This is a genomic window from Chitinimonas sp. JJ19, from assembly GCF_036961565.1.
Lineage (GTDB): Bacteria > Pseudomonadota > Gammaproteobacteria > Burkholderiales > Chitinimonadaceae > Chitinimonas.
This window is the reverse complement of sequence record NZ_JBAMDD010000021.1, coordinates 16206-36122: the sequence shown is the minus strand read 5'-3', so window position 1 is coordinate 36122 and position 19917 is coordinate 16206. Positions and strand designations below refer to the sequence as shown.

General features: G+C 61.5%; 17 protein-coding genes. 8 read left to right on the top strand and 9 right to left on the bottom strand.

Annotation, left to right across the window (positions count from 1 at the left end; genetic code table 11):
• Positions 1-24: 24 nt before the first annotated feature.
• Complete coding sequence (locus V7714_RS19115; RefSeq protein ID WP_335711160.1) at positions 25-1221, bottom strand: lytic polysaccharide monooxygenase; 1197 nt, start codon at positions 1219-1221, stop codon at positions 25-27.
• Between the two features lie 363 nt (positions 1222-1584).
• Here V7714_RS19115 and V7714_RS19110 point away from each other — a divergent pair, with 363 nt between their 5' ends.
• From V7714_RS19110 to V7714_RS19095, 4 genes are all read left to right on the top strand, one after another.
• A complete protein-coding gene (locus tag V7714_RS19110; protein ID WP_335711159.1) occupies positions 1585-3006 on the top strand; it encodes a sensor histidine kinase in 1422 nt (473 codons plus the stop codon).
• Positions 2996-3517 carry a hypothetical protein gene (locus V7714_RS19105; protein ID WP_335711158.1) on the top strand — a complete coding sequence of 174 codons (522 nt, stop codon included), beginning with the start codon at positions 2996-2998 and terminating at the stop codon, positions 3515-3517. The genes V7714_RS19110 and V7714_RS19105 overlap by 11 nt, the downstream gene beginning before the upstream one ends.
• Complete coding sequence (locus tag V7714_RS19100; protein WP_335711157.1) at positions 3514-4872, top strand: sigma 54-interacting transcriptional regulator; 1359 nt, start codon at positions 3514-3516, stop codon at positions 4870-4872. Before V7714_RS19105 ends, V7714_RS19100 begins: the two co-directional genes overlap by 4 nt.
• A gap of 244 nt (positions 4873-5116) precedes the next feature.
• A complete protein-coding gene (locus V7714_RS19095; protein ID WP_290331062.1) occupies positions 5117-5464 on the top strand; it encodes a BON domain-containing protein in 348 nt (115 codons plus the stop codon).
• Between the two features lie 171 nt (positions 5465-5635).
• Here the strand turns inward: V7714_RS19095 and V7714_RS19090 are convergent, their stop codons facing one another.
• The 7 genes from V7714_RS19090 to V7714_RS19060 all read right to left on the bottom strand — a co-directional run bounded on the left by V7714_RS19090 (position 5636) and on the right by V7714_RS19060 (position 14043).
• Positions 5636-7654 (bottom strand): ATP-binding protein, encoded by a 2019-nt coding sequence (locus V7714_RS19090; protein WP_335711156.1) that lies wholly within the window; start codon positions 7652-7654, stop codon positions 5636-5638.
• Complete coding sequence (locus V7714_RS19085) at positions 7620-8480, bottom strand: transporter substrate-binding domain-containing protein (RefSeq protein WP_335711155.1); 861 nt, start codon at positions 8478-8480, stop codon at positions 7620-7622. Before V7714_RS19085 ends, V7714_RS19090 begins: the two co-directional genes overlap by 35 nt.
• A 123-nt stretch (positions 8481-8603) precedes the next feature.
• Positions 8604-9311 (bottom strand): class I SAM-dependent methyltransferase, encoded by a 708-nt coding sequence (locus tag V7714_RS19080; RefSeq protein WP_335711154.1) that lies wholly within the window; start codon positions 9309-9311, stop codon positions 8604-8606.
• Positions 9312-9392: 81 nt separating this feature from the next.
• Entirely contained in the window at positions 9393-9716 is a 324-nt protein-coding gene (locus V7714_RS19075) for a hypothetical protein (RefSeq protein WP_335711153.1), read from the bottom strand.
• Positions 9716-10102 (bottom strand): response regulator, encoded by a 387-nt coding sequence (locus tag V7714_RS19070; RefSeq protein WP_335711152.1) that lies wholly within the window; start codon positions 10100-10102, stop codon positions 9716-9718. The genes V7714_RS19075 and V7714_RS19070 overlap by 1 nt, the downstream gene beginning before the upstream one ends.
• A complete protein-coding gene (locus V7714_RS19065; protein ID WP_335711151.1) occupies positions 10099-13332 on the bottom strand; it encodes a PAS domain S-box protein in 3234 nt (1077 codons plus the stop codon). The genes V7714_RS19070 and V7714_RS19065 overlap by 4 nt, the downstream gene beginning before the upstream one ends.
• A gap of 63 nt (positions 13333-13395) precedes the next feature.
• Positions 13396-14043: a response regulator transcription factor gene (locus tag V7714_RS19060; RefSeq protein WP_335711150.1), complete on the bottom strand. Its 648-nt coding sequence runs from the start codon at positions 14041-14043 to the stop codon at positions 13396-13398.
• Between the two features lie 137 nt (positions 14044-14180).
• Here V7714_RS19060 and V7714_RS19055 point away from each other — a divergent pair, with 137 nt between their 5' ends.
• The 3 genes from V7714_RS19055 to V7714_RS19045 are packed head-to-tail and all read left to right on the top strand — an operon-like array spanning position 14181 to position 17925.
• Positions 14181-15395 (top strand): HD-GYP domain-containing protein, encoded by a 1215-nt coding sequence (locus V7714_RS19055; RefSeq protein WP_335711149.1) that lies wholly within the window; start codon positions 14181-14183, stop codon positions 15393-15395.
• A 32-nt stretch (positions 15396-15427) separates the two neighbouring features.
• Positions 15428-17464: a methyl-accepting chemotaxis protein gene (locus V7714_RS19050; RefSeq protein WP_335711148.1), complete on the top strand. Its 2037-nt coding sequence runs from the start codon at positions 15428-15430 to the stop codon at positions 17462-17464.
• Between the two features lie 2 nt (positions 17465-17466).
• Positions 17467-17925, top strand: coding sequence for a hypothetical protein (locus V7714_RS19045; RefSeq protein WP_335711147.1), 459 nt, complete (start codon positions 17467-17469; stop codon positions 17923-17925).
• A 20-nt stretch (positions 17926-17945) separates the two neighbouring features.
• Here the strand turns inward: V7714_RS19045 and V7714_RS19040 are convergent, their stop codons facing one another.
• Positions 17946-19418, bottom strand: coding sequence for an aminotransferase-like domain-containing protein (locus tag V7714_RS19040; RefSeq protein ID WP_335711146.1), 1473 nt, complete (start codon positions 19416-19418; stop codon positions 17946-17948).
• Positions 19419-19626: 208 nt separating this feature from the next.
• On the opposite strand from V7714_RS19040, the gene V7714_RS19035 reads away from it, so the two are divergent.
• Entirely contained in the window at positions 19627-19911 is a 285-nt protein-coding gene (locus V7714_RS19035) for a DUF2917 domain-containing protein (protein WP_335711145.1), read from the top strand.
• Positions 19912-19917 lie beyond the last annotated feature (6 nt).

Genomic DNA, 19917 nt, shown 5'->3' with positions numbered 1-19917 from the left:
GCTGCCACGGCAGCGGCAGTCACCTTACTTCATCAAGGTCCAGGCATCCTGCCAATGCGACCCTGCAGGCGGGCCGTAATGGGGCGGCGACTGGGTGCACCAACCCGAATAGGGGAAAGGCTTGCACTGGTAACGCTTGCCGTCGCTGCCTTGCACCACGGTGCCGGCCTTGTAGTTGGCAATGCCCGCCGGATAGACGTAATCCACCGGCCCGGTACCACCACCATCGCCACCGGTACTGATGTCGATCTCGAAGCTGTAGTCCTGGGTAACGGTACTGCGCTCGTAGACACGGTTTTCCATGCTGCTTTGCACCGGCGTGATATTGCCACCGTTACCCAGCACACCCACCTTCACGTACTGCGATGCGGCGTTGACCTTCTGGGCCAAGTGATAAGGCCACTGGCTGGCTCCTGTCATGCCACTGGCCAGGGTGATGCTGTGGCTTTCCAGATCCTTGAACGCGGGATCGAACAGACGGAAGGTGACCTTGGTGTTCACTGCCAGATCCTGCTGTGCCCGCACCTGGCCGATTTCCTTCCAGGTGGACGGCGTGGTGGCGCCGCCAAAGTTCACGTCCATGCAGGAGTAGAAAGCCTCTGTACTGTCGGCGCGTTGCCAGATGCTGTAGATCACGTGGCGGCCCGACTTGCCCTGGGGCAAGGTACAGCTCATCTTGTAATGACCATTTACCAGGGTGGTATTGGTAATGTTACAAAATGGCTGGCTCTCCAGATCAGACCACTTCAGCGCCATGCCGGGGTTGTAGCCCGATTTGGTGACAAAGAACTTGAACGACTTGGTGGCGTGCGGTGCCGTAGCCTTGTAGAGGAAGTCGAACTGGCCGTTGGCATTGGGGGCGATATTGGTAGCGGGCCAGTCATCACGCGCCAGATTGAAGCCCTTGTAGACATCCTTGCCCGCACCACACAGCTTGCCATCGGGGATCAAGGCCTGGTGCTGGTCGTTGGCATTGGCCTGGTTCACACCGTTCCAGTCATAGAAAGCCTGGGTGCCGCCAACTGACTTGGCAGCCTTGCAGGCTGCTGACCTGGGGTTCTCCGGCCCTTCCTGAAAACAGTTGTAGACCCGGTCCACCGGCACCGCCATGGCGCCGTGCGCCAAGGCTGCCTGGCTGACCAAGCTGGCGCAGAGTGGTGCGGCCATTGCCGCCAGGGCAGAGCCCAGTCCGGCACGGCTGAGTAAGGGAGTTGCCTGCATGATGCCTCCTGATTGGTTTTTCATTGGTATCTCAAATGGACAAAAAAATGCGGCAAACGAGACACCAGCCTCAAACTGGTGTTATTTGCCAATACCACAATAGAACCAGATAATGTGCGCATTCAAAGCCTGCCGATAACCGGCATCAACCCCACGCGCATTTTGCTTACCCAGTTACCTGTTCAAAGTGGTCTCGCTGACCATAATATGACATAAGCATAAATACTGTTCAAGCATGGCGCGCAAAGCGCACGCCACTTCGCTGCTATTCATGGGCAGCCGCTGGCCCGGAACAGACATGGCATTTCCCCTCCCGCGCCGAAGCAGGCATCATCCTGCTGGCCATGCCATCTACATAAACCCATGCTTGCTCGCCTACGCCCCTCTTTTCGCCAACTGCTGCTGCTGGCCTTCCTGCTCCTGGCCGGCTTGCTGGGCGCCGCCTCCCTGAGCGCGCTGCTCACGCTGGAATCCCTGGTCAAGCAGAGCCGGGGCGGCGCCGCACACGCCGTGCAGCTGAGTGCCGACGCGCAGTTGTTGGCCGAACGCAGCGTCACCATGGAGCGGGCAGCACGGCAATTCCTGGTCCTGGACGACCCCAATATCCGCCTGCGTTATGACGAAGCCCTGCGCGACAGCCTGGCCGCGCTGCAACGGCTGGAAGCCGGGCTGGCTGACCAGGAGGTGGCAAACCGCTGGCGCCAGCAGCAGGCACGCATTGACGACTATCTGGCCAAGCCGACCAAGCCTACCCGCCGGCATGAGGCCCTGCTTTCCACCGAATTCAAGGCACTGGCCCAACTCAACAGCCAGTTGGCAGGTGCCGTGCGCAATGACCTCGAACACCGCAATGCCGACCTGCTCAGCGGCTTGGAAGAGGGCCGGCTGCGGCTCAGCGGGCAACTGCTGGCCGCCCTGCTGCTGGCCATCCTGCTGGCCCTGATCTTCGGCCTGTGGCTGGCGCGGCCCCTGCGCCAGCTGGAAGGCGCCATACTGAGCCTGGGTGAGAACCAGCTGGACCGCGCCATCGATATCCGTGGCCCCGCCGACCTGCGCCGACTGGGCCAGAGGCTGGACTGGCTGCGCTTGCGCCTGGCAGAGCTGGATGCTGACAAAACGCGCTTCCTGCGCCATATCTCACACGAGCTGAAGACCCCCCTGGCGGCCTTGCGTGAGGGCGTAGCGCTGCTGGAGGACGAAATCGCCGGGCCCCTGACCGAGCAGCAGCGCGAGGTAGCCGGCATCCTGGCGCAGAATGTGGTGGCCCTGCAGCAGCAGATAGAAGATCTGCTGCGTTTTCATGCCGCCGCCTTCGAGGCCCGCCAACTCAACCTAGCCCCTTGCGATCTGCGGGCCTTGCTGGAGAAGGTGGTGGATACCCAGCGCCTGCAATGGCAGGCCCGCCAGCTCAAGCCCGAGATAGACGGCCCCACGCTGAACGCACGGGTAGACGCTGACAAGCTGGCCATCGCCCTCGGCAATCTGCTCTCCAACGCCATACGCTTCAGCCCCCAGGGCGGCAGTATCGGGCTTTCGCTCCGGCGCAGCGGCAAGCACATACAGATCGATATCAGCGACCAAGGCCCCGGCATTGCCGAACAGGATCGCCCCCGCATCTTCGAGCCCTTCTACCAGGGCCAGCACCAGCCGCCGGCTGCACGTCACGGCAGCGGCATAGGCCTTTCTATCGTCCAGGAATACCTGCAGGCCCACGGCGGTCAGGTATTGCTGCTGCCGCATGAACCCGGCACCTGTTTCAGAATCGAACTACCCGATGAAAACTAAACCTATTTGCTCAATCCTGAGTTGCCTTGTCCTGGCGGCCTGTGCCCTGCCGGTCAAGGAAGTACGCATACCCGTGCGCGAGCTCGACCCCGCCAGCCAGGCCGTACGCCTGGCAGTGGGTTATCACGACAACCTGCGGCAGTACAACGCCGCCGAACTGGCCAAGGAAGCAGCCCGCCTGGGCGTGGCGCCCGCCAGCCCGGCCACCAGCATGGAGCTGGCACTGCTGCTGCTGCACAACCGCAACGGCAACGATGCCGCCCGTGCCACCACGCTGCTGGAGGCGCTGCTACGCGACAGCCGCGCCGAAGCGCAGGCACTGCAGCCCCTGGCCAGATTGTTGCTAAGCCAGTTGAGCGAACAGCGCAAGCAGGAGGAACAATTGGACAAACAACTGCAATTGCAGCGCGAGCAACAGAAGAAACTCGATCAGCTGAACGAGAAACTGGAAGCCCTCAAGGCCATAGAGCGCAGCCTGACGCCCGCACCACGCCAAGGAGCCCGGCCATGAACGCCCATATCCTGCTGGTGGATGACGACACCGACCTGCTCAAGCTGCTGTCGATGCGCCTGACGGCTGCAGGCTACCGCGTGACCACGGCGACCACCGCCGAAGGCGCACTGACCCGCCTGGCGGTGGAACTGCCACAACTGGTGCTGAGCGACGTACGCCTGCCAGACCGGGACGGCTTGAGCCTGTTTGGCGATATCCATGCCCGCCACCCTACCCTGCCGGTGATCCTGTTGACCGCCCATGGCACCATCCCGGATGCGGTGGCCGCCACCGAGCGTGGCGTGTTCGGCTATCTGACCAAGCCGTTCGACGGCAAGCTCTTGCTGGCCAAGATCGCCCAGGCACTGAGCATCGCCACACCTGGCGGCCAGGCGGGCAAGAACGACGACGAGTGGCGCGCCCCCATCGTCAGCCGCTCCAGCCTGATGGCCGAGCTGCTGGCCGAGGCCAGGCTGGTGGCCGGCACCGATGCCAGCGTATTGATACGGGGTGACAGCGGTAGCGGCAAGGAGCTGCTGGCCCAGGCCATACACCGCGCCAGCCACCGCGCCCAAAAACCCTTTGTGGCGGTGAATTGTGGCGCCATACCCGAGCAGTTGCTGGAATCCGAATTGTTCGGCCATATCAAGGGGGCCTTTACCGGGGCAGTAAGCAACCATCGCGGCCTGTTCCAGGCGGCCGATGGTGGCACCTTGTTCCTGGACGAAATCGGCGACATGCCGCTGCCCCTGCAGGTCAAGCTGTTGCGGGTGCTGCAAGAGCGCTCGGTGCGGCCTGTCGGCGCCAGCCAACCGGTGCCCATAGACGTGCGCGTACTGTCCGCCACCCATCGTGATCTGGAAGCCGCCATGGCGGCCGGACAGTTCCGCGAGGATCTCTACTACCGGCTCAACGTTGTCAGCCTGCAGCTACCCAATCTGGCAGAACGGCGCGAGGACATACCGCTGCTGGCCAACTACTTCCTGACCCGCCTGGCCGACAAGTACCAGAAGCAGCTCAACAGCTTCGCCCCAGAAGCCCTGGAAGCCCTGGCCACCGCCCCCTGGCCAGGCAATGTGCGGCAGCTCTACAACGTAGTGGAACAGGTCTGCGCCCTGGCCACCGCACCGCTGATACCCCTCTCCTTGGTACAGCGTGCCTTGCGCGCCGCCGCAGTAGAAGTCCTGAGCTATGCCGAGGCCCGTCAGCGATTCGAGTTGGATTACCTGGTCAAGCTACTCAAGCTCACCGACGGCAACGTGGCCGATGCGGCGCGCCTGGCCGATCGCAACCGGACGGAGTTCTATCGCCTGCTGCAGAAGCATGATCTGAGCCCCGGCATGTTCCGCAGCACACCCGGCGTCGCCGATTAGCGACAGGCCAGGTGCTCGTGTTTTCAGGCACTTGGATCACCGCAGCCAAGAGGCGTCGCCTATCAGCGACAGAAAAGGGGAGCCAAGCCGGCCTGGCCATCCCCGAACCAGCCAGCCCTAGCAATGAAACAACGCAAGCCATTGAAATACAAGGAGTAATAAAACCTGGCACGGGCATTGCAATAGTGGACAACGTAACGCCAAGTTAGCGTTGCCTTTCCCAACACCTCGAAAGGATTCCACCATGCAAAACCGTCATCTGCTGCCAGGCCTGCTTGCCGCCATGCTGATCGCTGGCCCCGCTATCGCTGCCGATGTAGCCGCAGCACCAGCCCCCCAAGGTGGCCCCGCCGCTGAAGCCGGTCAATATGTGGACGATGCCACCATCACCACCAAGGTGAAGGCCGCCATCATGGGCGAAAAGAGCCTGTCGGCCCTGGACGTCAAGGTCACCACCGTACAGGGCGTTGTTACCCTGACCGGCACTGTCGACAAGGTTGAAGCTGCTGACAAGGCCATGCAGGTCGCCTCGGCCATCGCCGGCGTGAAGCGCGTCGACAGCAAGCTGCAACTGAAGTCGGCCACCAACTGATTGATGTAGTACCTGGCGCAAGCCATGGGTAGTAACGAGTTCAACTGAACTCCTTTGCGCGCAGTACGCCGGGTCTGGGGCGACCCAGCCCGGCACCTCTCCCTGGAGATCGTGAGCGCCCGTCTCTCGGTCTGCATTCCGGGCCGGCCTGACCGCCGGCCCATTTTTTTCTCAGGCCTTTTCCATCTCCGGTCGCGGCAGCCGCAGCGTAAACACGGTGCCGTTCTCCGTATCGCTGGTGCAGGCAATCTCTCCTTGCATCGCATGCGCCATCGCCTGGCTGATGGATAAACCCAGGCCCGTACCATAATGCTGGCGGCCATCGCGGCGATCACCCTGGTTAAAGGGTTGGAACAGGCGCTGTTGCATCTCCGCCGAGATGGGCTCGCCACCATTGCCTACCCGCCAGTACACATCGCTCGCGTCTTCGTGCAGTGCAATGCTGACCACCCCGTGCTGCAGCGAGAACTTGGCTGCATTGGAGAGCAGATTGGTCATGATCTGCATCACTCGGCCGGCATCCGCCCGTACAAACACAGGGGCATCGCCCCCCTCCACCTCGAAACGGACTTCGAAGCCGGCTGCATAGGGCTTCAACTCGTGTACCACCGCCAAAGTCAGCGCGCGCATATCCACACTGGTCAGTTGCACCTCCAGCTTGCCCAGCCTGATCTTCTCGAAATCCAGTATGGTCTGAATCAGCTGCGTCAATCGCCTGCTGTTTAGCCGGGCAATTTCCAGCAGGTCTGCCGCCTGCGCCGGCAAAGCATTCGCCTGCGTATAGGCCAGCATCTCAAGCGCACCATGCAGGGCAGTCAGGGGCGTACGCAACTCATGGCTGGTGGCAGAAACAAAGTGGTTCTTGAGCTCATCCAGCTCTCGCTGCGCCGTAATATCCTGCACCACGCCCCACAAGCGATATACGCCATCCGTGCCCTTACGCCCTTGGCCTATATGCCGCAGTTGCACTCTGCGCCCGCCCTGCCCCAGGTAGGTCAGTTCGATATCCCACGGCCGCTGCTGGGTACGTGCCTCCAGCAGCGCCTGCTGCAATAGCGCCGCGCTCTCAGGTTCAAACCGCGGTAGCAGTTGCTCCCAGCCTGGTGGGGTTTTATCCGTCTGATCCAGCAAGGTAAACAGCGCCCTGGACCAGTGGTACTGTCCATCGACGCTTTCCTCCCAAGCACCCAGCAATGCCAACCGACTTGCTTCATCGAGCAGTTGCTGGTGCTGTTCAAGCAGCAGGTTCGACGCGTGCGCCGCAGCCTCTGCCCTGACCAGTGCCATTTGCCGAAGGCTGTTCTGGCGGGTCGCCGATGCCAGTATCAAGGGCACAATAAACGTGAGTGCCAAGGTGGCGTAGACCAGCAGCAGCTGCCACTCGGCGGTCAGAGGTGGCAAGGGCATGGCGCCCAGCCCCATCAACAGCGACTGGGTGATCGCGCAGATCGCCACCACAAACGCCATGCTGCCAAATGGTAGATAGGCCGCAGCAATGACCAGGGGAGCCAACAAGGCCACCAAGGGGTAAGGCATCTTGAGCTGCACCAGCACCTGAAAACTCAGGCAGGCAAACAGCCAGGCCAGGGTGGGTCTGGATACCACCTCGGCCAGTATGAAAGGCGCCCCGGCAAACCGCAGTTGCAGACAAAGGGGCAGCACGGTCATCGCCCCCACCAGCGAGCTGACATACCAGGTCGACCACACTTTCGCCAACGGTCCGATATCATTAGCCAGCAGCACCAGTGCCCCCGCGCTGGCGCCGAACAGGCCGGGTACCACACCGCATGCCAGGAAGCAGCGTAGCAGGCTACTAGGGCTATCCGACCAACTCCCGGCCTGCACATGGCGCTGAAACAGGTAGACCGCCACGCCGATCTCCAGCAGGTTGGGTGGGGCAAAACAGAGTGCCTGCAACCAGCTGCTGCCCATCAGCAAATTGGCCAGGGTGATGACCAGGCCAAGCGCCAGCAGACGCACTGGCCACTCAGCCAAGGGCCGCTGCAACAGGCTGGCGATGGCAACGGCGTTGGCAAACCAAAGGCTAGCCACCCCACCACCATGCCTTGATAGATAGAGCGACAGCCAGGCCAGCACTCCACACGCCAGGCTCCAGAGCAGGATGCTGCAAGCAAGGCGCGATCTGTGCGTCAAGCTAGCCACCCGATGACTTTCGCACTGCAATGGCATGCCATCCGCCCAGAATTACCGCCAGCAGAAAGAACACCCCGCCAGCGTAGTAGAGCATCGGGTTCAGATCGACTTGGTCGGGCGTCGGCGCTTCGCCTATCCAGCGCCGGTATATCTGTTCTCGCTCGCTGGGCGTAATCTGCACTAGGCCCCGCTCCAATAGCCGGCCCAGTTCCGGCATATCCTTGCGATAGGCCATGCTCAAGGGGTAATCGAACCCCACAGATGGCCCCACCACCAGTTCAGCGAATCCGTGCCGCGCCTGCAGGTGCCGGATACTGGCAATGTCCGCCACCACGCCACTCACCTCCCCACGCTGCATGGCCCGCAGGGCTTGGTGATCGTCCGGCATCCCCAACCACTGCACGGCAGGAAACTGCCGCCGCACATAGGCCTCCACTGCATAGCCCGTACCCACCGCCACCTTTTGTCCCACCATCTGCGCAAGGCCGACAGGCAGGCTGCGGTTTGCCGGCACCACCAAGACGGCAGGCACCGACACATAGGGCGGGGTGAACAGCAGGAATTCACCCCGCTCAGGGGTGGGCCGCAAGGAAGAGAGAATATCCGCCTGCCCTTGCCTGGCCAGTGCCAGGTTGGCACTCAGCGGTGCAGCCGCCAGGGTTTCGATACGCAAGCCGCCACGTTCGGCGATCAGGTTCAGGTAATCGACCGACAAGCCCTTGACGACGCCGTCCCTATCCTGGAACACAAAGGGGCCATAGTCTGATTCGGGCGCAAACCGATAGGTACTGGCTGCAGTGGTATCCGCCATACCTGGCAGTACCAGCCCCAACAGACAGACAAACAGGATATGTCGCAACATACCGCCCACTCCGTTCGTGATAGCCGCTATAGAGCCTGCGGCAAAGGTACTGGCGCCTTACCTGGGTGCCACCCGCTAAGCACCTGACCTAGCAAGCTATGCCACCTTGTTGCGCGATATTGATCACGCCCGCTTGTACGCGACAATGGCCGACAAACCCAAGGCCTGCCAGTAGCAAGCGCCCGCTGTCAGCCCAGCTTGTGCCAGCAGCGCCGCGCGACGCTGGGCCGATACCGGGTAGACATGCTGTTCCAGGTGCGAGAAATCCAGTGCAACCTGATCTGGCCTGTCACGCGTGGCGTCCTGCTGCCTGCGCCATACCCTGAACATCGCCTCACATTCGGCCTCGCCGCGCTGCCCTACCCAATCCGCCAACAACAGCACACCGCCTGGCCGCAAGGCCGTGGCCAGTGCGTTCAGATAGCGCTCTTTGCTGCCATCATCGGGCAGGAAGTGCATCACCAGCAAAGACGTGACCGCATCGTAGCCGTCGGCCAAGGCCAGGCTATCGGGGCGCCCCTGCAGCAGCTTGATGCGATGGCCTATGCCTGCCTCACGGCATTTGCCCAGCGCCACGGCATGCATCTCTGAACTCGGGTCCAGCCCATCGACCAGCCAATCCGCCCTCATCTGGGCATACCGCAGGATTTCCTCACCGCTGCCGCTACCTGAAACCAGAATACGCGCCTGCGTAGGCAATTGCTCGGCCAACACATGGGCCGACAGCATATGTAAGGTCTCGTAGCCAGGAATCAGCTGTCGTATCTTGCGGTCGTAAGCGGCAGCATGGCGGGCGTCGTAACGCACGCCTTGTTCAATCGGGGTGTTCATACGTACAGCTCATCAGGGACGGGACACTCACAGTGTGCCAGATAGACCGAGCGCTGCAGCCCCCAAGCGGCGCAGGCATGGTTATTCGGTCGCCGCCCGGCCCAGTTTCAACAGGGCCAGCCTGGCGGCCGGCAATTGCAGGCGCCAGTCATCGGGCAGATGACACAGGAGTTGCTCCAGCGCCCTTGCCGCCACCGTCACATCATGCCGGCCGAACAAGCTACCCGACCCCGCCAAGCCGTGGGCCAGCGCAATCGCCGCCCCCAGCGCCGCTTCATCGCCGGCCTGCCAGCGCAGCAGGTGGGCATCCACCTTGGCCACCTCGGCAGCCAGGTTCTGTGCAAACTGCAGGCGCAGCGTGTGCAGCGCCGCTTCCAGCCTCTGCCTTTCAGGTGTCATGCTCATCACGGTTGCCCCGACCAGAGCCGCTCCAGCTCGCCGCCCAGCGTCATGGGGTCGAACGGTTTGGCTATCACGCCCAAGGCGCCCTGAGACTTGAGCACCGCCACCTCGGCAGGCTGCACCTTGGCGGTCATGAAAATCGCCGGCAGCCGTTCAAATCCGAATTGTTCGCGCAAGTGCTGCAAGGTGGTTGGGCCATCCATGCCGGGCATCATGACATCCAGCAGCGCCAGTTGCGGACGAAAGCGCTGCAGCGCCGCCATGGCCGCCCTACCCGAGTCACAGACTTCCACCTGATAGCCCCCCACCAGTTCCAGCGCCAGCTTGACGACGGTCTGGATGGAAGGGTCATCCTCCACATACAGGATGCGCTGCAAGGGCATGCTCATTGTGTGCCTTCCTGCCCACGGCGCTGCCGTAGTTTCTGATTGATCAAGTCGGCTACAGCCTCCACGCTGCCATCCTTGGGTACGCGGTGCAGCGCCCCCGTCAGGCCGGTATCCAGCGCCGCCTCTGAAGTGTGCAAGATAATTTCGGGGCGCAGTGGCAAGCCATACAACAGCGGCAGCAATGCCAGCCCATCACCATCTGGCAATGCCGGATCCAGTAGCACCAAGTCATAATCACGGCAGCACAGCATATGGCGTGCAGCAGACAAGGTATCGGCACCATCCAAAGCCACACCCTGTGGCAAGAGGGCCCCCAACTGGGTTTGCAGTGCCCTATCATGGTCAATCAGCAATACCTGGGCAGAGCGCAAACCCACCAGTACACGCCGCAGCCCCGCCAGCAACTGCTGGGGTTCCAGGGGCCAGGGCAAGCGGGCGTCCACCGGTATCGCCGTTGGGGTATCGCCAAGCAACAGGATGGCCCTGGCCTGATGGTCTCGGGACATGATCTGCTCCAGCCGCCCCTCGCCACCGCTGACCGCACGCGGCCCCACCAAGGCCACGCCAAAGCGTCCGCTTTCCCAACGCAGCAGTGCCTCATTGGCCTCGTACACCAGTTCCACCGGGAAACCCGCCTCCACCAGCGGTCGCGCCAGTTGCGCGGCGCAGCTTTCATCCTGTTCCAACAGCAGTATCCGGGGGGCCAGCGAAGGCGGCCGCATATCGGCAGGCCCGCTTGGCAGCCCCTGCAAAGGCAGGCTCACCCAGAAACAACAACCCGCCCCTACGCTGCTATCGCAGCCAATTTCTCCGTGCATCTGCGCCATCAGCGATTTGCATATCGCCAACCCTAGTCCCGTACCGTCACGACGGCGGGCGTCGGTGGAGTCCGCCTGACTGAAGCGCTCAAACAGCTTGTCTCGAAACGCTGGCGCAATGCCTGGACCGTGGTCGCAGACTTCGATACGCAAGCGCGTGCCATCACGCATGACGGAGACTTCCACCCCGCCGCCGGAGTGCGAGAACTTGATGGCATTCGATAGCAGATTGGCCATCACCTGGCCAAAGCGATCGACATCCACCTCCACCAGCGCGCCATTGACCTGGCCAAAGCACTGCAGACGTACACCATGGTGGTCGGCGTAGCCCTGATTATCGGCCAGCGCCTGCTCCAGCAGCGGCATGATCTCGGTGCATTGCGCGCGCAGGGTCAACTGGCCGGCGTCGATACGTTCTATGTCCAGGATATCGTTGATCAACCGCACCAGGCGCTCGGCATTCTGCAGGGCTATCCTGACCAGCTCATTGGCCCGCTCGGGTAGCGCACCGCCTATGCCCCCGGCCACCAGGCCCAACGAGCCACGGATGGAGGTGAGCGGCGTACGCAGCTCATGGCTGACGATAGAGACAAACTCACGCTTGAGCTTGTCCACCTTGCGAAATTCCGAGAGATCATGCGCCACACCCAGGTAGCCATCGATCTCCCTCAGCTCATCGCGCAGCGGCGTCACCGACAACAGCACCGGAATGCGCCGGCCATCCTTGCGGATATAGCTCCACTCCCGCTCCTCCACCCCCTCAAGACGGGCCTTGACCACGAATACCTCAAACCCGACCGGGATAGGCTCACCCAACTCAACCGACAGCACCGCCGCCCGGGCCACTACCTCTTGCAGATCATGAAACCGGGCCGGCGTCGCCTTGCCGACCATTTCGGCGGCAGAGAAACCCAGCATCTGCTCCGCCCCCCGGTTGAAACTGCGTATCAAACCACTGCGGTCGGTGGAAATAATGGAATAGGCCGTACCATCCAGCACGGCATTCTGTAAGGACAGCGTCTCGCGCAACAGCTGCTCCCGCTCACGCCGCGCAGTAATGTCCTCTATCGACCCCACAAAACCGCCACGCCCCTCCAATGCCACCGTCAGCTCGGCACGATTGCTGACCCAAAGCAAACGGCCATCAGGGCAAAGATAGCGGTACTCCATAGCAAAAGACTTGCCCCGCTCGACGGCTTGCTGCCAGGCACGACTGACAGCCTCGCAGTCATCGGGGTGCAGCAGCGTGATCCAGGCCTGATTCAACAAACGTAGCGCCGGTACGCCGAGCAATTGGGTATAGGCAGGGTTCACATAGCTGAGCTGGCCTGCGGCGTCGGCCACATAGAGCCCAACGGGCGATGCCAGATCAATCAGCCGAAGACGCTGGGCCGTCCCCGTCAACTCATCCTCGGCCGATCTGCGCCTGGCCTCCTGGGTTGCCAGGCGCAGCATCAGCCAGCCGGTGCCCAGCAAAAGCAGGACGGCCGCACCGATTAACACCGCGGCGTAACGCCGCCAGTCTGCAAACGTCGCCATTTCGGTGCGTGAAGCCGCAATCACAAACGGATACTCACCGACACGCTGGGCAAACAATAGTCGCCGCTGATTGTCCACCGTGCTGTTCAGCACGGTAAAACCCTGCTCATTGTTGCTCAGCAATTGGGTGAAAATCTCATCGTTGCTGTATGAGAGCCCGATTGAATTGGCAACCTGCGGCCAACGCGCCAGCAAGATGCCATCTGCGCGAAACAGGGAGACAGCCGTACCCTCGCCCAGATCGATGGCCCGATAAAACTGCTGCACGACATTGGGATCAATGGCCGCCCCGATAATGCCATCGAACTGCCCGTATTCATCTTCCATACGCAGGGACAGGGCTACCCCCCACTGCCCGTCTATGCGCGACTGCCGGGGCTCGGCCACATGCAGCTTATTCGAATCATTCAGCAAGTGAGCACGGAAACTGGAGGTATCCGATATGGCCAAGCGGGGCGTAGGGGTCAGCGAATGGCCAATGATTTCAGAGCTGGCATTGGCCAGCACCATGGACCGTATCTGTGGCACGCCAGCAATGCGCTGGCGAAAATGTTCATGCAAATAAGCGGGGGTCTGCACTTCACCCGCCTGCTTTGCACGCATCAGCCCGTCCCTGGTATCACGCAATACGATATCGGCACTGCGTATCATGTCGCGTGTCTGCCCTGCCAGCAGATGGCCCAGGTTCGCCAATTCGCGCTCAGACTGCCCCAAGGCCTGTTGCCGCATCAGGTACAGCACCGCGGCGAGACCTGCCAGTACCGTGAAGGCCAGCAAGCAATAAACAAGCAGGAAGCGCCGAGCCACGGGGTGGCGCCACACACTGCCTGGGCCGGCCGACTGCAGCATATTGGGAAGGATGAGTTCGTTCATGTGCATAGGCTGATGCAAACCCAGCAGGATGTCAGCTAGGCAAGCACCTAGTTGCCCACCGGCCTATCCGCTTCCACCCACCAACCCCATCCTGGCGGCATAGCGCGCCAGACCCGGAATATCCTTTATCCCCAGGCGCTCGCTGAGCTTGGCACGGTGAAACTCCACCGTTTTGGGGCTCACCTCCATGGCGCGGGCAATCTGCTTCAGGGTCAAGCCATCGGCCAGTCCCCGCAGCACTTCGATCTGCCTGGCGGTCAGCAAGGGCTCCTCACTGCCCTCCAGCGCCTGATGTATGGCTTCTGGCAAGCCGGGGCTCAGGTAACGCTCGCCCCGCATGACGGTTTGCAAGGCGCCCGCCAGGTCATCCAGCAGAAAATCCTTGAGCAGATAGCCATCGGCACCCGCCAGCAGCGCCTGTACCACCGCATCCTTGTCCGACAGGCCAGAGAGATACAGCAGACGCACACCCGGCAGGCTGCCCGCTACCCGCAGCACCACTTCTATGCCCGATAGGCCGGGCATGGCGATATCGACCAAGGCCAGATCTGGCTCAAGCGCCAGAACAGCAGCCACGGCAGCAATACCCTCATCCGCCTCGGCCACCACCTCATGGCCGAGCTCCTCCACCAAGGCGCGTATGCCTTTGCGTACCAGCAAGTGGTCATCGGCGATTACCACCCTGTATCGCGGTGTTTTGGCTTGCTGCATAGCCACCTGATTGGTTTGTCATAAACCGGCTGCGCGCGCACTAGGCATCGACCTAGTTACCCCATCCTCTGGTGCCGCGCAGAATGCATCGCATGCACACCCACATCAAACCCCGCCGCAAAGCATCGGAGCAATCCATGATCAAGCATGTCCCCAGTCAGGAGCTGAAAGTCGGCATGTATGTCCATGATCTGGGTGTGGATTGGTCTGCGCATCCCTTTATGCGCTCGCAGTTCAGGCTGGAGAGCGAGCACGACATACAGACTATCTTAGCCTGTGGAATCCGTACTGTTGCCGTAGATACCGAACTGGGGCTGGACGCCCCCCATGCCCAGACCGATGAAGAGCTACAGCAGCAGCTAGACAAGGAGCTGCTGGCCGTGGCGCAGGCCAAGCCGGTCATCGTGCAGCAGGTATCTCTGCAAGAAGAAGCAGGCCGCGCCCGCAACCTGCGCGGCCAGGCCACCAAGCTGGTCAAGAATGTGATGCGTGACGCCCGACTGGGCCACGCCATACGGCTGGAAGAAGTCGAGCCCATGGTGACCGCACTGACGGAATCCATGCTGCGTAACCCCGGCGCCCTGATTGGGCTCTCGCATATCAAGAACAAGGACGAATACACCTTCCTGCATTCGGTTAGCGTAGGCACGCTGATGATCGCCTTTACGCTGTCGGCGGGTTTTGACCTCCAGACCGTGCACCAGGCTGGCCTAGGTGGGCTGCTGCACGATACCGGCAAGGCTCTGGTGCCGGACGAGATACTGAACAAGCCTGGCCGCCTCACCGACGAAGAGTTCACCACCATCAAGCGCCACCCCATGGATGGCTTTGAACTGCTGAGGCAAAGCGAAGGGATAGATGAAATCCCGCTGGATATTACCCTGCACCACCACGAGCGCATTGATGGATCGGGCTACCCCCACAGGCTGACTGCCAACAACATCAGCACCCTGGCGCGCATGGCCGCCATCGTCGATGTCTACGACGCTATCACCGCAGACCGTTGCTACCACAAGGGCATGCCCCCCACCGAGGCGCTGCGCAAGATATTCGAGTGGAGTAAGACCCACCTCGACCCCGATCTGGTCAAGGCCTTTACCCGCTGCATCGGCATCTATCCCGTCGGCACCCTGGTGCTGCTGGAAAGCGGCCGGCTGGGCATCGTGGTGGAACACCATCCCGACAGCCTGCTGCAGCCCAAGCTCAAGGTGTTCTACGACACCCAGAAACGGCACTACCTCACCCCGCAGATCGTCGACCTGTCGCGCCCCATGGGCCGCGGTGGCGCCGATGCCATTACCGGACACGAAAAAGCAGAGAAGTGGGGCATCGACCTCGCCAAGTTCAATTGACATGTCTCCCCAGAGGCAACAAGGAAGCCATCATGTTCTCCACCCTGCTACGCCCTGCAATCAAACTATCGCGAGCGCTAAGTTACCGGCGCAAGTTCCTGCTGATTTTTCTGGTTTCGGTACTGCCTGGCCTGATACTCCTAACGAATGCTGCAATGGGCAGTTACGCCGATATCCAACGCGACCAAACTGAGTTGGCGGGCGCCGAATACATCAAGGCACTCACCCCCTTCGCTAACGCCGTGGCCAGCCATCGTGGAGCAACCACAACCCAGCTGAATGGCGATAACTCGCTCGAGAGCGTGGTGCGTGAATCTGTAGTAGAGGCGGACAGCGCACTGGACAAATTGGCAGCGCAGGAAAAACTTTTGCACGCTGACCAATGGAAGGACAAGGTCAACGCCATCACCAGCAACTGGCAGCAACTCAAATCGGATTGGCGCAGCAAGAGTGCCGCAGATAATTTTGAAGCCCATACCCGCCTAATTACCCTGATCAATGAATACCGCCACCATGTGGCGGGCGACACCGGGCTGTTGCTGGACCCGCAAGCCGATGCCTATTACCTGATCGTGACCATGGTGGACCAGCTACCTCGCCTCAGAGAACGGATCGCGCAAACCCGGGGTTTGCTTGCCGCCATGGCTGCCAAGGGGGTGGACGAACGCACCCTGGGCAGGCTGGATGCCTTGTTGAACCGGGAAGTCGCCTCAAACCTCGATCGCATCAACAACGATATCGAGCTGATTGATGATTTTCATCCTGAGCTGAGTACCAAGCTCAACGCAGAATGGAAGCCAGTCATGCAAGCACTAACCGAGTTGCAGCAAGATTTGAACAAACAGGTAATAGAGCCCGGCACATTGGGCAAGGATGCATCGGCATACTTTAAGCAGGTCAGCACCACACTAGCCAACCAGGATCGTTTCAATGACTTTTTGCAAGAACGCGTCGTCAAACACACTTTGACAGATCGAGTCAGGCAGGGAAAAACCATGCTTGCCATTGAGGCTTCGGCTGCCTTGACTGTGCTGCTCGTGGTTGGTTGGCTGATCGCCGGCTTCGCCCGCGACCTAACCCTGCGAGCCGAGGCGCTTGAGGCTGACATGGCGCGCCTGTCCGATGGCGACTTCACCGCCCCACCGGCAGTCAAGGGCAATGACGAAATGAGCCATATCGCCCACAGTGCCCGTCAGCTCGCAGAGAAGCTGGGCAATACCATGCGCGATATTCAGGGTAGTGCCCGTGAACTGATGTCAGCGGCCAGCAATGTGGCCAGTATCAGCACCCAGGTAGCCAGTTCCACCTGTGAGCAAAGTAATGCTGCGGCGGCCATGGCCGCGGCAGTAGAGGAGCTCACGGTCAGCATCAGCCATATGTCGGACAATGCGAACGATGCCCACCGGCTCTCCACCGATTCGGGCAAGGCCTCCAGCGAAGGTGGGGCTGTGATCAATGAAACAGTGGAGAGCATGGAGCAGATTGCGCAAGCCGTACGCAGCGCCTCCAGCAATGTCAGCGCCCTGGGCAAGGATGCCGAGGCCATCAGTGGCATCGTGGGCGTCATAAAGGAAATCGCTGACCAGACCAATCTACTGGCGCTGAACGCTGCCATCGAGGCGGCACGGGCGGGCGAAACCGGCCGTGGCTTCGCCGTGGTAGCCGACGAGGTGCGCAAACTGGCTGAACGCACCACCGCTTCCACCAAGCAGATAGGCGAGATGGTGGCACGCATCCAGCAAGGCACCCAAGGCGTGGTGGATGGCATGGGCGAGGGTGTCGAACAGGTGGAAAGCGGTGTAGATCTGGCCAGTCAGGCGGGTTCGGCCATTGCCCAGATACGTGAGGGCTCGGCCCGCGTGGTGGAGGTAGTCAGCGAGATTACTGCCTTGCTGAAAGAGCAATCTTCGGTAGCGCATGAAGTAGCCGGCAAGGTCGAGACCATTGCCCAGATGTCCGAACAGAATACCCAGGCCGCTGAATCATCTGCAGCAACGGCCGAGCAGTTGCGTGGCCTGGCCATGGGCCTGGAACAAAAAGTCTCGACCTTCCGTTTCAATGAGGCCTGATCATGCGCCACGAACACTATGCAGATGCTGCGGCAGCCGATGCTGCGGCGGTCGACACCGCGGCAGTCGATACTGCGGCGGTCGACACCGCGCCAGCCATGACAGCACCAGAAGCCTCCATCACGCCAGAGGCGGCCATACCCAAGCTCAATATCCTGGTCTGTGAGCTGGCCGAAATGAACAAGCAATTGTCTATCGACTTGCTGATGCTAAGGCGCGAGGCCGATGCCGACCTCGCCATCATCAGCGCCCTGATACTGACGCACCCTGACGCCGAGAGCCTGACTCGCGCCTGGGAGCAGTTCACCTCGGTCACCCGCGCCGAGAGCCTGATCTTCTCGGCACGGCACTCGCGCGGGGCCCATGAGTATGTGCAACTGGCCGGTAAGACCTTTGAGGGCCGTATCCGCTACTGGCGCTGCGTGCTGGATGCCCGCACCGGGCTGGATCAAGACGCCTGACCTACCTATGAGTGCAGGTATCAGCCCAGCTCGAACAAGGCGTGGCTATCACTGCTCAACCTTGCCGGTACCGCATCCAGCTGCCGGTGTACCAGCTCCCCCAGCCGCCTGAGCCTGGCCTCCACCTGGTCCGACCACGGCTCGCCCGCGCACAGGCGCAGGTAGTTGCGGTAGGCATGACGGGCCGAGAACAAGGGGCCGGGAGCAAAACTGATCCCTTCCTCCGCCGACTGCCTGAGCAACGCCGTGCTGTCTGCCCCCTGGGGTAGCTCCACCCAGCACAGATAGCCGCCCTTGGGCTGGGTCCAGCGGGTGCCGGCCGGGAAATACCGGTCCAGACCGTCATTCAGCCTGGCCAGCTGGTTGTTGCACAGCTTGCGCAAGCGCCGCATATGGTGATCGTAGCCACCACTTTCCAGAAAACGCGCCAGCGTTGCCTGAGTAATGGCAGGGGTAGAGAAGGTATTGATGTATTTCAGTATCTCCACCCTTGAGCGATAGCGGCCAGGGGCTATCCAGCCCACCCGCATGCCGGGCGCCACCAGCTTGGTATAGCTGGCCACGTACAGCACATTGCCGGTTTCATCAAAGGCCTTGGCTGGCCTCGGTCGCTCGCGGCCCTGGTAGAACTCGCCATAGATATCGTCCTCAATCAGCGGCACCTGCCGCTCGGCCAGCAAGCGCACCAACTGCTGCTTGGCCGTATCGCTCATCAGGCTGCCGGTGGGGTTGCTGAAGTTGGGCATCAGCACGCAGGCCGCCACACCGCCATCACGAGTCGCCAGCTCCAGCGCCGGCAGGGAGATGCCATGCTCGGGATCGGTGGGTATCTCCAGCGCCTTGAGCCCCATGGACTCGAACAACTGCAGTAAGCCAAAATAGGTGGGTGACTCCACCGCCACCACATCACCCGGCTGGGTGGTGGCTCGCAGCGCCAGATTGAGCGCCTCTATGCCGCCCGCCGTGATCTGCACGTCGTCGGCGCTGAGCCGCCCACCCCACTCCATGGCATGCCTTGCCACCTGGCGCCGTAGCACTTCCAACCCTCGGGTACCACCGTACTCCGACAGCAAGGTGGGTGACTGCCGCAAGGCCTCGTTCATCAGCTTCTGCAACTGGCTGTTGGGAAAGCACTCCGGGGCCATCACCGCATAACAAAAGCCATGCTGCTTGCCGCGCGTCAGTTGCAGGTAGTCCCACAAGCGCCGGTTGACCGTCACGGCGGCAGGTTCGGTAGAGGGGCGCGAGGTGGGTGGTGGCTCGACCAGCTTGTGCCGCACAAAAAAGCCGGACTGTGGCCTTGCTTCGATCAGCCCCCGGTCTTCCAGCAGGCGAAAAGCCTCGGTAACGGTGGACAGGCTGACGCCACGCTTGTCGCGCAGTTCCCGCAGGCTGGGGAGCTTGTCACCGGCACGCAGGGTGCCCGTCGCCATCTGCGCAGCAATTTCGTCTGCCAGAGCGACATAGAGGGTTGCGACTCGCTCGTTGGACATGGCGCGCATCCTTGGATGGTGGAAAAGCATATTGCACCGCAGCATCCCAACCGCCAAGAAACAGTTGCCACCGAAATGCACCATGACAGTTGGTGCCTACCCGGCACTGACACGGCAAAAACCAGCACAGTCTGGCTCTAAAAAGACTTGCCCTGGCGGCGTACGCTGGCCTCACCTGGCAAAGGCCGGGTGAAACCGGAGAACCACTATGTCGCAACACCATACCTTACCAACTGATACCCTATTGACCCTGCCCGCCCGCCGTGGCGACTGCCTGTGGGTGGAGAGCGGCACCGTCTGGTTCACCGCCGACGGTGCCGATGTGGTGCTGGCTGCGGGCCAACGCTACTGGATAGAGGAAGACGAACCGCTGCTGCTGCAAGCCATGCACCCCAGCCGTGTACGCCTGACCGAGCCCCTGCGCGCCGCTCCCGCCATCAGCGGCCTGGAAAGATTGCGCCGTTACCTGCAAAATGTATTAAGTCAAGGCTAAATCTTG

Coding starts and splice junctions, on each gene's coding strand:
- V7714_RS19085 (WP_335711155.1), bottom strand. CDS start 8,480: ATGTTGCGACATATCCTGTTTGTCTGTCTGTTGGGGCTGGTACTGCCA.
- V7714_RS19115 (WP_335711160.1), bottom strand. CDS start 1,221: ATGCAGGCAACTCCCTTACTCAGCCGTGCCGGACTGGGCTCTGCCCTG.
- V7714_RS19070 (WP_335711152.1), bottom strand. CDS start 10,102: ATGAGCATGCCCTTGCAGCGCATCCTGTATGTGGAGGATGACCCTTCC.
- V7714_RS19095 (WP_290331062.1), top strand. CDS start 5,117: ATGCAAAACCGTCATCTGCTGCCAGGCCTGCTTGCCGCCATGCTGATC.
- V7714_RS19065 (WP_335711151.1), bottom strand. CDS start 13,332: ATGAACGAACTCATCCTTCCCAATATGCTGCAGTCGGCCGGCCCAGGC.
- V7714_RS19075 (WP_335711153.1), bottom strand. CDS start 9,716: ATGAGCATGACACCTGAAAGGCAGAGGCTGGAAGCGGCGCTGCACACG.
- V7714_RS19060 (WP_335711150.1), bottom strand. CDS start 14,043: ATGCAGCAAGCCAAAACACCGCGATACAGGGTGGTAATCGCCGATGAC.
- V7714_RS19055 (WP_335711149.1), top strand. CDS start 14,181: ATGATCAAGCATGTCCCCAGTCAGGAGCTGAAAGTCGGCATGTATGTC.
- V7714_RS19050 (WP_335711148.1), top strand. CDS start 15,428: ATGTTCTCCACCCTGCTACGCCCTGCAATCAAACTATCGCGAGCGCTA.
- V7714_RS19040 (WP_335711146.1), bottom strand. CDS start 19,418: ATGTCCAACGAGCGAGTCGCAACCCTCTATGTCGCTCTGGCAGACGAA.
- V7714_RS19110 (WP_335711159.1), top strand. CDS start 1,585: ATGCTTGCTCGCCTACGCCCCTCTTTTCGCCAACTGCTGCTGCTGGCC.
- V7714_RS19080 (WP_335711154.1), bottom strand. CDS start 9,311: ATGAACACCCCGATTGAACAAGGCGTGCGTTACGACGCCCGCCATGCT.
- V7714_RS19090 (WP_335711156.1), bottom strand. CDS start 7,654: ATGCCATTGCAGTGCGAAAGTCATCGGGTGGCTAGCTTGACGCACAGA.
- V7714_RS19100 (WP_335711157.1), top strand. CDS start 3,514: ATGAACGCCCATATCCTGCTGGTGGATGACGACACCGACCTGCTCAAG.
- V7714_RS19035 (WP_335711145.1), top strand. CDS start 19,627: ATGTCGCAACACCATACCTTACCAACTGATACCCTATTGACCCTGCCC.
- V7714_RS19045 (WP_335711147.1), top strand. CDS start 17,467: ATGCGCCACGAACACTATGCAGATGCTGCGGCAGCCGATGCTGCGGCG.
- V7714_RS19105 (WP_335711158.1), top strand. CDS start 2,996: ATGAAAACTAAACCTATTTGCTCAATCCTGAGTTGCCTTGTCCTGGCG.